At 69.9% G+C, this 13,852-nt stretch carries 13 protein-coding genes; 6 read left to right on the top strand and 7 right to left on the bottom strand.

Annotated features, from left to right (window positions below):
* Positions 1-4 precede the first annotated feature (4 nt).
* Positions 5-1,096, bottom strand: a complete 1,092-nt coding sequence (locus AOM06_RS03565) for a YlbL family protein (protein ID WP_228372836.1) — start codon at positions 1,094-1,096, stop codon at positions 5-7.
* Between the two features lie 129 nt (positions 1,097-1,225).
* Between AOM06_RS03565 and AOM06_RS03570 the strand changes: the two genes are divergently transcribed.
* The 3 genes from AOM06_RS03570 to AOM06_RS03575 all read left to right on the top strand — a co-directional run bounded on the left by AOM06_RS03570 (position 1,226) and on the right by AOM06_RS03575 (position 3,812).
* Positions 1,226-2,563, top strand: coding sequence for a zinc-dependent metalloprotease (locus tag AOM06_RS03570; protein ID WP_156163563.1), 1,338 nt, complete (start codon positions 1,226-1,228; stop codon positions 2,561-2,563).
* A 141-nt stretch (positions 2,564-2,704) separates the two neighbouring features.
* Positions 2,705-2,863, top strand: coding sequence for a DUF5679 domain-containing protein (locus AOM06_RS14910; RefSeq protein ID WP_169747714.1), 159 nt, complete (start codon positions 2,705-2,707; stop codon positions 2,861-2,863).
* Positions 2,864-3,128: 265 nt separating this feature from the next.
* Complete coding sequence (locus AOM06_RS03575; RefSeq protein WP_062302845.1) at positions 3,129-3,812, top strand: hypothetical protein; 684 nt, start codon at positions 3,129-3,131, stop codon at positions 3,810-3,812.
* On the opposite strand, the gene AOM06_RS03580 is transcribed toward AOM06_RS03575, so the two are convergent.
* Both AOM06_RS03580 and AOM06_RS03585 read right to left on the bottom strand, forming a co-directional pair.
* Positions 3,799-5,781 carry an ATP-dependent DNA helicase UvrD2 gene (locus AOM06_RS03580; protein WP_062302922.1) on the bottom strand — a complete coding sequence of 661 codons (1,983 nt, stop codon included), beginning with the start codon at positions 5,779-5,781 and terminating at the stop codon, positions 3,799-3,801. The genes AOM06_RS03575 and AOM06_RS03580 overlap by 14 nt on opposite strands.
* A 62-nt stretch (positions 5,782-5,843) precedes the next feature.
* Entirely contained in the window at positions 5,844-6,242 is a 399-nt protein-coding gene (locus AOM06_RS03585; protein ID WP_062302848.1) for a hypothetical protein, read from the bottom strand.
* A gap of 201 nt (positions 6,243-6,443) precedes the next feature.
* Here AOM06_RS03585 and AOM06_RS03590 point away from each other — a divergent pair, with 201 nt between their 5' ends.
* A complete protein-coding gene (locus AOM06_RS03590; protein WP_062302853.1) occupies positions 6,444-7,040 on the top strand; it encodes a hypothetical protein in 597 nt (198 codons plus the stop codon).
* 38 nt (positions 7,041-7,078) lie between these two features.
* The gene (locus AOM06_RS03595) at positions 7,079-7,636 is read left to right on the top strand and encodes an RES domain-containing protein (protein WP_169747715.1); all 558 of its coding nucleotides are present in this window, start codon (positions 7,079-7,081) and stop codon (positions 7,634-7,636) included.
* Positions 7,637-7,768: 132 nt separating this feature from the next.
* Here AOM06_RS03595 and AOM06_RS03600 read toward each other — a convergent pair whose 3' ends face one another.
* The 4 genes from AOM06_RS03600 to AOM06_RS03610 form a co-directional block, all read right to left on the bottom strand.
* The gene (locus AOM06_RS03600) at positions 7,769-8,206 is read right to left on the bottom strand and encodes an RHS repeat-associated core domain-containing protein (protein ID WP_156163564.1); all 438 of its coding nucleotides are present in this window, start codon (positions 8,204-8,206) and stop codon (positions 7,769-7,771) included.
* 144 nt (positions 8,207-8,350) lie between these two features.
* Positions 8,351-8,521, bottom strand: coding sequence for a hypothetical protein (locus AOM06_RS14690; protein ID WP_156163565.1), 171 nt, complete (start codon positions 8,519-8,521; stop codon positions 8,351-8,353).
* A gap of 261 nt (positions 8,522-8,782) precedes the next feature.
* A complete protein-coding gene (locus AOM06_RS03605; protein ID WP_062302863.1) occupies positions 8,783-9,082 on the bottom strand; it encodes a hypothetical protein in 300 nt (99 codons plus the stop codon).
* Positions 9,083-9,084: 2 nt separating this feature from the next.
* Positions 9,085-12,483: an RHS repeat-associated core domain-containing protein gene (locus tag AOM06_RS03610; protein WP_082105270.1), complete on the bottom strand. Its 3,399-nt coding sequence runs from the start codon at positions 12,481-12,483 to the stop codon at positions 9,085-9,087.
* Between the two features lie 99 nt (positions 12,484-12,582).
* On the opposite strand from AOM06_RS03610, the gene AOM06_RS03615 reads away from it, so the two are divergent.
* On the top strand, positions 12,583-13,815 hold the full coding sequence (locus AOM06_RS03615) for an IS256 family transposase (protein ID WP_062302870.1): 1,233 nt from the start codon (positions 12,583-12,585) through the stop codon (positions 13,813-13,815).
* Positions 13,816-13,852: the final 37 nt, after the last annotated feature.

Below are 13,852 nucleotides of genomic sequence, written 5' to 3' on the forward strand. Positions count from 1 at the left end.
ATGCTCAGCACCCCGGGAGGTCCGCGGTGTCCCCCGCGCCGATGCGGGTGATCGCCTCGTACGCGTCGTCGAGGGTGTCCACGGCGACAACGTGCAGGCCATCAGGGATGTTGCCGGTGACGTCGGCGCAGTTCTCGACCGGCGCGAGGAACCACTGCGCGCCGGCGTCGCTCGCGCCGATCATCTTCATGCGGATGCCGCCGATCGGGCCGACGTCGCCGTCCGCGGCGATGGTGCCGGTGCCGGCGACCAGGGCGCCGTGGAGCTCGTCCTCCTCGGTGAGGCGGTCCATGATGCCCAGCGAGAACATGAGGCCCGCGGACGGGCCGCCCACCCTGTCGATCCCCACGGTGACATCGATGGGCAGGGCGAACTCCGGGTCGATGTAGACGCCCATGACGGCGGTGCCCGTGCCGTCGTCGAGCGTCGCGAAGGTCTCGGTGACCTCCTCGCCGTCGCGCAGCACGGTCACGGCGATGTCGTCTCCGGGCTCGCGCGCGCCGACCGCGTCGGCCAGCTCGGCGAACGTCTCGGTGGCCTCGCCGTCGACGGCGACGATCGCATCGTCCCCCTCGAGGACGCCCACGGCGTTCGAGGACTCCGACATGCCGACGACGGTGAGCGTCGCGGGCACGGGGTGGCCCAGCGCCTCGAGCGCGGAGACCGTCGCGCTCTCCTGCGAGGAGATCCACTCCTGGGCGGCCTGCTCCTGCGCGGCCTCCTCCTCGTCCGGGGTGCCGTAGACCTGCTCCTGCGGCACCACGTACTCGCGCGGCGACGCCCACGCCGCGAGCACCCGCCCGAGCGTGAAGGGACGCGACCCGGCACGCGACATCGACACGGTGGTGAGACGAAGCTCGCCCGACGAGGTGTAGGTGGGCGCGCCCTCGATCTGCACCAGGGGCTCGCCCTGGGTGTCCGTGCCCAGGGTGTCGAACGTGGGGCCCGCCGAGCCGATCGCGTAGGGCGACGGGATCACGGTGAGCAGCGCGATGAGCGCGCTGGTCGCGAGGCCGGTGATCGACATGACGGTGCCCCGCCGCGTCGCGTGATGGTCGGCGGCGTGCTCGGGGGTGGTGGCGTCGGTGGTCGTCACCGGTCCATTGTGTCCGATGCGCACACGCCCGAGGGACGGCATTGCTGGTAGCGAACGTCGGCGCACCCGGGCACGCTCCTTCGTTACCGTGGAGAGGGCACGCATGCGGCGTGCGCGAACGGAGTGAGCGTGAGCGACGAGTCGACGCCGTGGATGCGGCTGCTGCGAGAGCTGTTCGGGGACGATGCGGAGGCCGCCCTGGAGGAGCTCGAGCGGATGGGCATGGACCCGGATGCGCTCGCCGCGTCCGCCGGGCTCTCCGCGAGCCCCGCGATGATGGAGCACGTGCTGAGCCAGATCCGCGGGCTCATCGCGCAGTCGACCGGCGAGGACGTCAACTGGAGCCTCGCGCATGACGTCGCGCGCGGCGTCGCGTCGCAGGGCGGCGACCCGTCCGTGTCCGCCGCCGTCGCATCGTCCCACCGCCAGGCCGTGTCGCGCGCCGAGCTGTGGCTCGACGCCGTCACCGACTTCGACCCCGTCCGGCTCGAGCCGCGCGTGTGGAGCCGTGCCGAGTGGGTCGAGGCGACGGTGCCCACGTGGCGCACGCTCGCCGGGCCCGTCGCGGTGAGCGTGTCGCATGCGCTCGGCGGGCTGCTCGAGGGCGCGGTCGACGCGCCCCCGGTCGACGGTGGGATCGACCCGTCCGCGCTGCTGCGTTCGGTGAGCCCGACCGTGTGCGGCATGCACCTGGGTCAGGCCGCGGGCGAGATGGCACGCGAGGCCTTCGGGGCGACCGACCTGGGCATCCCGCTGCTCGCGGAACCGCGCGTGGTGATGATCCCCAAGGCCATCGCGGACTTCGCCTCGGGCCTGGATGTGGACGAGGACGCGGTGCGCGCCTTCCTGGCGCTGCGCGAGGCCGCGCATGTGAGGCTGTTCGCCGCGGCGCCATGGCTGCCCGGCCAGCTCCACACGCTCATCGAGCGCTACGCGCAGGGCATCACCATCGACCTCGACGCGCTCGAGGACGCCGTGCGGGATGCCGGCCTGGGCGACCCGGCGCGGCTGCAGAAGGCGCTCAACCGGGGGATCTTCCAGTCGCAGCACTCGGACGAGCAGAAGGCGACGCTCGAGTCGATCGAGACCCTGCTCGCCCTCATCGAGGGCTGGGTCGACGATGTCACGATGCGTGCGGCCGCCCCGCACCTGCCGGACATCGGCGCGCTGCGCGAGATGATGCGCCGCCGTCGCGCGGCGGGCGGCCCCGCGGAGGGCACCTTCGCCAACCTGCTCGACCTCGAGCTGCGGCCGCGGCGCATGCGCGATGCGTCCTCGATGTGGGCCGCGCTGCACTCCCGCCTGGGGTCCGAGGGCCGCGACGAGGTGTGGTCGCACCCCGACCTCCTGCCCACCTCCGAGGACCTCGGGGCGTGGCAGGCGTGGGTCGAGGCGTATGTCACGCGTGGCACGGGCGACGACATGGATCGCGAGCTGGAGCGCCTCCTGGGCTCCGAGGACGCGTAAGGTACTCACGGACCGCCGCGCGACACCCGCCCACCGATGGGGGGATTTCGTGCTGGCGCGTCTACGCTGGGGGACCAAGGGCCCCTGCGGCCTGCAGACGTGCGGCGCGTCCCGCCGCGCCTACCAGAGAAGGAGAGCCGAATGGCTGACAAGTACTCGGGCGAGTTCTACTGCGTGAAGTGCAAGGAGAAGCGCACCACCGAGGGCGACGTCGTCGTCTCGGAGAACGGCCGTCGCATGGCGAAGGCCGTCTGCCCGGAGTGCGGCACCAAGCTGAACCGCATCCTCGGCAAGGCGTAAAGCCAGCAGAGCTCCGCAAGGGCCGGTCCCCCGCTGGGGACCGGCCCTTCGTGCGTCTCCGACCGGCCGCCCCCTCCCGCCCCCCTCGGAAGTGGTAGGTCAGTGTCGGTTTCCGCAGATCCTCACCTCGCAGTGGTGCCTGGTGGTCGCCTCGCCCGGGCGCGCGACCATGAACCACCACTTGGGCGCGAGCGGGCGCGGCACCGGCAGCCGGGCAGCTGTGGACAACTGCCACCGGAATCCACCGCCGTGGCACCGTGTCCGCATGGACGATGCTCCCTCCCCACCGGCCCTGTGGCGCGGCGACGGCACCGAGCAGGTGGGCGTGGCGCCCGGCGCGCCCACGCCGCTCACCCTCGCGGGACGGCACATCCGGGTGCGGGGCCTCGCCGGTCCGGGCCGTGAGGCCGCACGGGCCGTGGTCGATGCCGGCGCAGAAGCGATCAGCCTGGTCACAGCCCCGTTCGACCACGGACGCGCGGTGGTGCACGATGCCGCGCGAGCGCTCCACGGCTCGAACCCCGCGACGCGGGTGCACCTGGACTCGACCCGGACGGTCGACGGGGAGATCGTGACGGCCTTCGGCGCCGTTCCGACGATGCTCCACCACCAGCTCCTGCTCGGCGGTCCGCACGCGGCACTGCTCGCGGATGAGGCCGGCGTCACCGTCCTGCCCGTGCTCCCCGGCGCCACGGCGTGTCTCCGCTGCCTCGGCCTCGCGCGCGCGGACCTCGACCCCGCGTGGCCCGTCATCGCCGCGCAGTGCGAGGCGCTCGCCCCGCCGCCCGACCCGCTGACCGCCGCCGTCGCGGGGCCGCTCGCCGCATCGTCCCTCGCCGCGCTGCTCGCCGGGGACGATGCGCCGGCCTGGCGCGTCGAACGCGGCCTTCCCCGCATCGTGCCGCTGCGTCCGCACCCGGACTGCGGGTGCGGCGCTACCTCTCGTTGACGATCTCGAGGATCTGCAGCCCGTACTTGTCGAGCTTGGATGCGCCCACGCCGCTCACGCGCGCGAGCTCGCCCAGCGTGGCGGGGCGATCACGAGCGATCTCCACCAGCGAGACGTCGGTGAGCACGGTGAAGGCGGGCTTGGACGTCTCCTGCGCGAGCTGGAGGCGCCACTGCTTGAGGGTGTCGAACAGGCGGAGCGCCTCGGGGCCCAGGTCCGCGAGCTTGGCCGAGGTCGACTGCTTCTGGAGCCGGGCGGGCCGCGCATCGGGCCACTGCTGCTCGAGGAAGCGCGTGCGCCTGCGGGTGGCCTTGCCGCCCGACTTGCGGGCGCGCGCGAAGCTCAGCGCGAGGTGCTCGCGGGCGCGCGTGACGGAGACGTAGAGGAGTCGCTTCTCCTCCTCGAGCTGCTCGTCGGTCTCGGCGTGCGTGATGGGCAGCAGGCCCTCGGAGCAGCCGACGATGAACACGGCGTCCCACTCGAGGCCCTTGGCCGCGTGCATCGAGGTGAGCGTCACGCCCTCGACCGCGGGCGCGTGCTGGGCCTGGGCCCGCTCGGCGAGGTGCTCGACGAAGTCGCGCATGGTCGCTCCCCCGCCGGTGTCCGTTGCGAGGTCGTCCGCGAGGTTGACGAGCGCCTGGAGCGCGTCCCAGCGCTCGCGCACTGCTCCGCGGGCGGCAGGCGGCTCCTCGGACCAGCCGGCGCCGCTGAGCGCGTCGCGAACCTTCTCCCCCAACGGACGCTCGTCGGGGGCGACGGCGGCGCCGCGCAGCAGCACGATGCCCTTGCGCACCTCGTCCCGATCGAAGAAGCGCTGACCGCCGCGCACCAGGTAGCCGATGCCGCGCTCCGCGAGCGCCTCCTCGATGGCCTCCGACTGGCTGTTGACGCGGTACAGGACCGCGATCTCGCGCGCGGGCACGCCCGTCGCGATGAGCCGCTCGATGCCGGCGACCACGCCCTGGGCCTCGGACTCGTCGTCCTCGTAGGCGCGGTAGTCGGGGGCGGGACCCGACGGGCGCTGCGCGACCAGCTCGACGCCCGTGCCGGCGGAGCCGCGCTTGCGCATGAGCTCGTTGGCCAGGCGCACCACCTGCGGTGTCGAGCGGTAGTCGCGCACCAGGCGCACCTGGGTGGCCTCGGGGTAGGTGCGCGTGAACTGGAGCAGGTGCTCGGGGCTCGCTCCGGCGAAGGAGTAGATGGTCTGCGCCGGGTCGCCCACGACGCACAGCTCGCGGCGGCCACCCAGCCACTGCTCGAGGACGAACTGCTGGAGCGGCGAGACGTCCTGGTACTCGTCGACCACGAAGTGCCGGTACTGGCGGCGGATCTGGTCGCCCACCTCGGGGAAGCGGCCCACGATGTCCGCGAGCATGAGCAGGATGTCCTCGAAGTCGAGCACCACGGCGTCGGTCTTGGCATCCTCGTAGGCGCGCATGACGTCCGCGACCTGGGAGGCGGGGATGTTCGCCGGGGACGGGCGGCCGATGCGGGCGATCTTCGCGGCGTAGTCGTCGGCTCCCATCAGGGAGACCTTGGCCCACTCGATCTCCGCGGCGAGGTCGCGCACCGTGAGCCGGTCGGGGCTGAGGCCGGCGTCGCGCGCCGCGCGGCCCACCAGGGGCGCCTTCTGCTTGACCAGCTCGGGGATCTGCCCGCCGATCACCTGGGGCCAGAAGTAGCTGAGCTGGCGGAGCGCGGCGGCGTGGAACGTGCGCGCCTGGACGCCCGTGACGCCGAGGCTCTTGAGGCGCGTGCGCATCTCCCCCGCCGCGCGCGCGGTGAACGTCACCGCCAGCACCGACTGCGGGTTGTACGCGTTGACGCGCACGCCGTACGCGATGCGGTGGGTGATCGCGCGGGTCTTGCCCGTGCCCGCGCCGGCGAGCACGGAGACGGGACCGTGGAGCGCGGTGGCGACCTCCCGCTGCTCGGGGTCGAGGGCATCGAGGATCTGGTCTGCTGACATCGCCGCCATTGTGTCAGCCAGGGCCGACAATCCGGTGCGCCTTGTGGACGATGCTGCGACGCTCAAGCGGGCAGACGGCCGCGGCACACATCCCGCCACCGCTCGGGGTCGCGCGCGAGCGCCTCGAGCTCGCCCACACGGTCGAGCAGACCGGCGACCGCCTCGGGCGAGGCCTCGTCCGCGCGGCTCGGGCGCCCGCGCCACCGCGCGGCGCCGCCCGAGTCGAGCGCCCACCGCCACCACTCGGCACGATGCCGTGCGGGGTAGGCCGCGCATCGCGCCTCATGCCAGTCCCACGTGACGCAGAAGCCGAGCACCTCGTTCTCCACGAAGACGTGGAGGACGTTCCCAGATGCCTCGTTCTGCACGGCTGCGACTCGGTAGCCGCGCCCCTCCAGACGCTCGCGCAGCGGGCCCGTGACGATGCTCACGGTGCTCGCGAAGGCGTCGAGCTCGATCATCGTCCCTCCCCTGCGGAAGCGGGCGGCCGTGCGCCCGCGAGCGCGGGCGCATCGTCCATGCGGCGAGGCTAGTGGCGGCGCCCGGCGCCGAGCCAGAGGCCCGCTGAGACACGCAGGGAACGTGCGCCGCACGCCGACCGGGACAGCAGCAACGTACTGCAACGCATTGCGTCTCCTTGCACCAAGGCATACGGTCGAGGTATGACGCATTTCATCGAGCTCCCGTCGCCGCTCGCGGCCCACGTGGACGCCGGCGACGTCACCGTCGCGGAGCTCCAGCTGGCGGTGGACGATGCAGTGCGTCGGGCACAGCGCTTCTCGACTGTCACGGACGCCGAGCTCGAGACGCTGCTTGAGGGATCCGGACTCTCCCGCGAGGGCCGGGACGCACTACGCGCGGCGCACCAATCGCCCGCCGCCGCCGAGCGGCTCTCGCTGGTCGAGGCGATCGCGGCGGGCAGCCTGCTCGCCGACGCGCTGACCGCGCAGGAGGCCGCCGCGCGGGTCGGAGTCACCGTCTCGACCATCACCCGTCGCCACGAGCGAGGCGCCCTCCTCGCGGTGCGAGACGCGCGGGGACGGCTGCGCCTTCCCCGCTGGCAGTTCTCCGACGCCGGCGAGCTTCCGGGCTGGGGCACGGTCGCGCCTCACGTCGACGGCGTCGACCTCCGTACCGTCGAGGCGTTCATGTCGCGTGCCGACGAGGACCTCGACGGCCTCACGCCCTTCGCATGGCTGCTCGCGGGCCGCGATCCATCGCCCGTCGCCGCGCTGGCGGACGGGCTGCGCTGGTGGTGAGCGGCGCCCGCTCACCCGACATCGAAGCGTCCGACCTGGTGACATGGCGAGCGCCGTTGTGGCGCATCGTCCGGACCTCCGGCGAGCATGCGAGGCCGTGGTGGGAGCCTCGGACCTACGGCCCGCTTGCGACGATGCGCTGGGACCCTCACCTGCCGCCGCCGAGCGAGCAGCCCGGGCGGGGCGTGCTCTACGCCGCGGACACCCTCGCTGGGGCTGCGGCCGAGGCGTGGCAGGCGGCGCGCCGCATCGATGTCCGCACCGGCGATCCGGCCGTGGTGCGGTTCACACCGAAGCCGCTCCGGCTGCTCGATCTCACTGCGGCAGGTCGCTTCCTCATCCGCAACGGCACTGCCGCGAGCGCAGTCATGGGCTCGCGCCGCGAGTGCCGGCGTTGGGCGGCGGGCATGGTGACCGCGCGGCCCGACCTGGACGGACTGGTGACGCCGTCGACCCTGACGGGCACCAACGTGGTGCTGTTCGCGGCCGGCGCGGCCAAGGTTCCGCGCGAGCCTGGCCTCATCCACCGCGCCGACGATCCGACGGTGCACGCGCTGCTGCGGCGGATCGCCGAGGAGATCGGCTACGGGTCCTAGGGGACGTCGCTCCCCGGGTCGGCATCTCGACGGAACTCCGCGGGATACGGCTTGGGCGCGAGAACATCCGCCTCGCACGGAGCCAGATCCTTGGCGGCCACGGTCAACCTTCGCTGGGGCAGACCCGAGCGTCTACAACGGATCGAACTCGTAGTACTGCGCCTGCGACGCATCACACGACACCCCACCCGAGAACAGCCAGTACGCCATCTCCGACAGGTCACCGCAGTCGGTGCGAGCCGCCTCCATCGCAGCCCGCTCCGCCTCCAGCTGCGCGATCTGCTCCTCCTGGACCCGCACACCCTCCGCCGCGGTGCGCTTGAGCTCAGCCACGAAGACCGCATACGCCGTGGGCCCGAAGTTCGCATACACCTGCGCCGCCGCCGCACGGTAGGCACCCATCACATCGACATACGTCTCCGGCGCACCCTCCACGTACGCGTAGCGGTTCATGGACGATGCCCGCGTCGCCGTACCCGGGCGCGTGTCGGCCTGCACCCACACCCGCGACCCGCTGTCGTACGCACGGGTGGCGAACTCCGTCAGCCCCGCAGCGGATTCCTCATCGATGTCCGGGTCGCGACCTTGCGGCGTACGCCAGCTATCGACCTCGGGCCATCACGCCGCGAAGCAGCCTCAGACGCGCGCGTCGAGCGACTCAAGACCCCCCAGGCCCTTACCGGGAGGGCCCGAACGGGTCCTCGCCTGTGGCGCTCAGGCCGGACTGCCGATCAACTCGACCGTGAACCCCATCCAGTTCAGCGCCTCGACTACCTCGTCGAGGATCGCGGTTGCGGAGCCTGCATCGCTCGACCGGACCGACTGCGCATAGACAGCGATCGACATCGGTGGATCGAGCATCTCCGAGTCGATCTCGAGGCTCATGCCTCCGCTGCTGAAGACCAGTCCGGCACGTCCGATGATCGCCAGCTCCGACCAGTGAGAGTTCGGACCCGATTCGGCCCGATGATCTCGTAGTCGCTCATCACTACCGACCCTGTCTAATCGCGCGGGAGACGGATCTATCGCGCCGAGAGGCAGCGTCTTGTACTTGCGCAACCTCCATAGAGTCGGACCATACCGCCATCGGCAGCCACAACGTCCGAGACTGTGTTCGATCTGCCGCGGACGCGCGACAACTCCCACCTACTTGTAGTCATAGGTGTAGCACCACGCCAGCGCCTGAACGGCATCCTCGGTCACGTCGGGGTGAGCTGAACGGAACTCGTCCGCTGCCATCTCTCCCATGGACGGGAGGTCGGGCGCCGTCAAGTGCGCATTCGACCGGAAGAACTCCTCTTCAAGCGCATGCACCCGCGGCGACAGCTCGATTGCCCGGGCGCTACCGAGAGAAGCGACGAGGAGAGCATCATCTCGCGCGGGGAGGGTGGTGCGCCCCCATCCCGTCCAGGTCACCACAGCAGCACTAAGCTCCTGGTCCGCCATTGTTATCGCCTCCAGATCACTGAGGATATGCCAGTCGACGGGTTGATCGCCGTGATCGATGTGACATCGGCGTTTGCTGTCAGCGCGGGAAACTCCACCTGTGCCCAGACGCTATCGATGCGCACGGCATCGCCCTGCAGCACGCGCACATTGCCGCTGGCCCCCCTGGCAAACTGAGCGGATGCGTCCCGCCAGGCAGAAACGACTGCCGGGTTGGACGCGTCCCAGGTCGGCAAGGCGATACCTCGCGCCGCCATCGTCGTTTCGAGCGTGGAGCCCCCGTGCTCAGCTACCCACCCGGCCGCGATCTTGTCGCCCCCGCGACCGATGCCCGACCAGAAGACCGCCTCGTCGGCGCCGGTGGCAAAGCCCTCGGCGGCACGTGCACGGACGCTCGAAGTGGCGGTCGCGTTTCCCGCTCCGCCGAGACCCGGCCGGGCATTGGGAACGAAAACACCCGCGTCGCTGCCCCAGTCGAGGCTGCGCACGTACGTGGCGGCGCCCTCGATGCCTTCCTTGATGGCGCCGGTGGCCTTCGCGGCGATGGATGGCAGGTTCTTGACCAGCGTGGGGATCTGCTTGACCAGGTCGATGCCCAGCGTCGAGGACAGCACCTTGCCCGCCGATGCGGTCAACCCGCCCGCACCGATCCCGCCGGTACCCAACGCCGCGACCACGTCGAACGTGATCTGGCCCGACAGCTGCGAATACCCGTACAGGTCTTCGTCGCCCCAGACCCCGATCTTCGGGATGTCCGGGATACCGCCACACCATGACGGCGCCGCACCCACGGCTGCGAGCTGACAGCCCGGCAGCGTGTACGACACCGCATCGGCGGCGAAGTTCACCAGACCCGAGGCACCGTTGACCACACCAGAACCCCAGTTCACCACCCCGTGAACCGCGATATCGAGCGTCTCCATGGGGTCGAACTCGTAGTACTGCGCCTGCGACGCATCACACGACACCCCACCCGAGAACAGCCAGTACGCCATCCCCGACAGGTCACCGCAGTCGGTGCGAGCCGCCTCCATCGCAGCCCGCTCCGCCTCCAGCTGCGCGATCCGCTCCTCCTGGACCCGCACACCCTCCGCGGCGGTGCGCTTGAGCTCGGCCACGAAGATCGCATACGCCGTGGCACCGAAGTTCGCATACACCTGCGCCGCCGCCGCACGGTACGCACCCATCACGTCGACATACGTCTCCGGCGCGCCTTCGACGTAGCCGTACTTGTTCATCGACGATGCGCGGGTCGCGGTACCCGGGTACGAGTCGGCCTGCACCCACGCGCGTGACGACGGGTCGTAGGCACGTGTGGCGAACTCCGTCAGCCCTGCGGCCGTGGTCCGCCCGGTGAACGCGGTGACGATCGACTCCGACCAGTCGGCGGCATCGAGGGTGTCACCGAAGTCGGCGAACCATGTCAGATCCGCATCGATCAGGCCATCCGTCGCGATCGCGACAGTCGACCCCAGCATGTCCGTCAGGACGTCCCGCACGGTGGTGACGGCGACGGCCTTGGAGCCGTTGCCCTCGACCGTGTCGAACACCTCAGACAGCGCATGCCCGTCCGGACCATAGGTGACCTGAGTGTCGCCCTCAGCGATCACCGCCGTGCCGCCATACAGCCGCCGCTCGGCCACACCGTTGACCGTGACGGTCAGCGCTCGACCGAGGCCGTCACGCGACCAGGCGGTGGTCGTGTCGTCCTTGGCGTTGTTGAGGTTCTCGCCATGGTCATGGACCTGCACGACCTGGTTCGCGAAGTCGTAGACGTAATCCACCTTCGCGTCCGTGTGAGTGGTCTTGCCCGACACCGTCGTCGTCACCGACGAGATCCGGTTTCCCCGCAGGTCGTAGCCGTAGGTCTCGGTCGTGGTGTGGCGCTCCGGCAGCCGCACGTCAGTGACGACCGACGTGACCTGGTTGACGGCATCGACGTTGCGGACGATCGACCAGCCGTCATCAGCAAGATTGGTGCTGAGATCGTCCGTGACGGTCTCCGCGACCAGGTTCGAGGACGCATCCCAGCCATAGGTCGCGACATAGTCACCCGTCACCGACGAGGTCAGGCGACCCAGAGCATCGTGCTCGTAGACCGTCTCCGTCACCGCCTCGTCAGTCGTGACTGTCTTCGACACGACCAGCCCGCGAGCGTCATAGTCGTACGCGAACGCGAGGCCCTCGGTCCAACAACCCGTGGGCTCCTGATTCACATGACCTTGACCGTCGTTGCACCACCCGTAGGCGTTGCCCGGCGCCGACGACGCCGCCGACGCCTCATCCGTCTCAGGGTCGTACCCCTCCGGCGTGCCACCCGTGTGGTTGACGCTGACGATCCGACCGACCAGATCGAACGCCGTGTCCGTCACCACCCCCGACGGACGCACGATCTGCGTGAGGTTGCCGTCCGCGTCATAGGAGAACGTCGTCTCACCGAACGCGTCCGACTGGGACAGGGTCAGTCCACGGCCGTCGAAGGTCCGCTCGAGCACACGCCCGTCGGAGTAGGTCGCCGTGGCCTCGTTACCGACCGCGTCGTAGCCGTACGACTGCGACGCACCCTTCGCATCGGTCTCCTCGGTGACGCGGTTCGCCGAGTCGTACTCCCACGAGCTCTTGCCCAGCTCATCGGTCATCGAGATCCGGTTACCCACCGCATCGTTCTTGTACGACACCGTGTGATCCGGGTACACCGTCGACGTGAGGAACCCGTCAGCGTTGTAGGTCGACTTCGTCACGGAGCCGTCTGCGGCGGTCTCCACCACGACCTGACCCACCGCGTCGAACCCGGTCTTCGTCACCCGACCCAGCGCATCGGTGGTCTTCACGATGCGACCCAGCGCGTCCAGCGTGTACGCCGTCACCGACCCCCGCGGATCCGTCACCGACACCGCGATGCCCCGCGCGTCATACGCCACCCGCGTGGTCACATTCGTCGACTCATCCGCAGCCGCGCCGGCCACAGCGTTCTCCACCGTGACCGTCAACAGCTGACGCACGTCGTACGTGTACGCCGTCACCACACCCGTCGGGTCCGTGCTGGAGACCACGTTGCCCATCGCGTCATACACGCTGGCGGTGGTCGCACCCTCGGCATCCGTCACCGACACCGCACGATCCATCACGTCATAGGCGTACGCCGTCACGCCGCCACGCGGGCTGGTCTCCGTGAGGAGGTTGCCCACCGCGTCGTACGCATACACGGTCGCGAAGCCCTCGGCGTCGGTGTGCTTCACCGTCCGACCCAGCGCGTCGTAGGCCCACGCCTCGACATCACCGTTGGCGTCCGTCACGGCCACCGTGCTACCGACCGCGTCGTACGCGGTCGGGTCTGTCAGGAATTTTGTGTAAGTGGCTCGGCGTGATGCCGCGGAATGGGTTCGCGGTGGAAGGAGCATCACGTCATGGAGTCACCCTTCGAGGATGCATGGGATCCGCCGGATGGCGCGGGACACGATGGTCGCCGGTTGCCGGCCTCGTCGGGTCCGGAGCCTGACATGGCGGCATTGGCGGAGCAGTTGGTGACATCGGCCGCTGATCGCGGCGTCGCGCTGACGGGCGAGGACGGTCTGCTGACGGCACTGACGAGGCAGGTGCTGCAGCAGGCCCTCGAGGTCGAGATGTCGCGCCATCTGGGTTACGACAAGTACGACACCGCGGGCCGCAATCGTGGGAACTCGCGTAACGGGTCGACGCCGAAGACCGTCACGACCGAGATCGGCAAGGTCACCATCGACGTCCCGCGTGATCGTGACGGCACCTTCGAGCCGCAAATCGTCGCGAAGCATCAACGCCGACTGGCGGGCTTCGACGACGCGGTCATCAGCTTGTACGCCAAGGGCATGACCACCGGCGACATCGCCGCGCACCTGGAAGAGGTGTACGACACCACCGTGTCCAGAGACCTCGTGTCGGCGGTCACGGCGAAGGTGACCGAGGAGATGCGCACCTGGCAGAACCGACCCCTCGACGCGATCTACCCGGTCATCATCATCGACGCGATCGTGCTCAAGGTCCGCTCCGGAACGGTGGCAAACCGCCCGGTATATGTGGCCATGGGTGTGAACATGGACGGCTATCGCGACGTGCTCGGCATGTGGGTGGGGCCATCCGGCGGGGAGGGCGCGAAGCAGTGGATGACGATGCTGACCGACCTGAAGAACCGCGGCATCCTCGACGCGTGCATCGTGTGTTGCGACGGGCTGAAGGGCCTGCCCGACGCGATCGGCGCGATCTGGCCCGACGCGATCGTCCAGACCTGCGTCGTGCACTTGGTCCGTAACAGTCTCAGGTACTCCTCGCAGAAGGACTGGCAGAAGATCACCAAGGGGCTGCGGGCGATCTACACGGCCCCCAATGCTGAGGCTGCGGAGCTCGAGTTCGAGACCTTCGCCGAGCTGTGGGGTGAGAAGTACCCCGCGATGATCGGCCTGTGGCGCAATGCGTGGAGCGAGTTCATCCCGTTCTTGGCCTTCCCGCAGGAGGTGCGCACGATGATCTATACGACCAACGCGATCGAGTCCCTCAACGCCCGTTTCCGGGCTGCTACCAGGCGACGCGGACATTTCCCTGACGAGCAATCCGCGCTGAAGGTGCTGTACTTGGCGTCACAGCAGCGCAGTGCGTCGAGCAGGGGCTTCGACCGCAACCCGGGAGGCCGAGTGAACAACTGGAGCAAGGTCCTCAACGTCCTGTCGCTGACCTACGGCGACCGGCTCAACCTCAACTAAGCCGATGACCACTTACACAGAAATTCCGACAGTCCCA

Source organism: Demequina subtropica (genome assembly GCF_000971235.1).
In the GTDB taxonomy this organism is placed as follows: domain Bacteria; phylum Actinomycetota; class Actinomycetes; order Actinomycetales; family Demequinaceae; genus Demequina; species Demequina subtropica.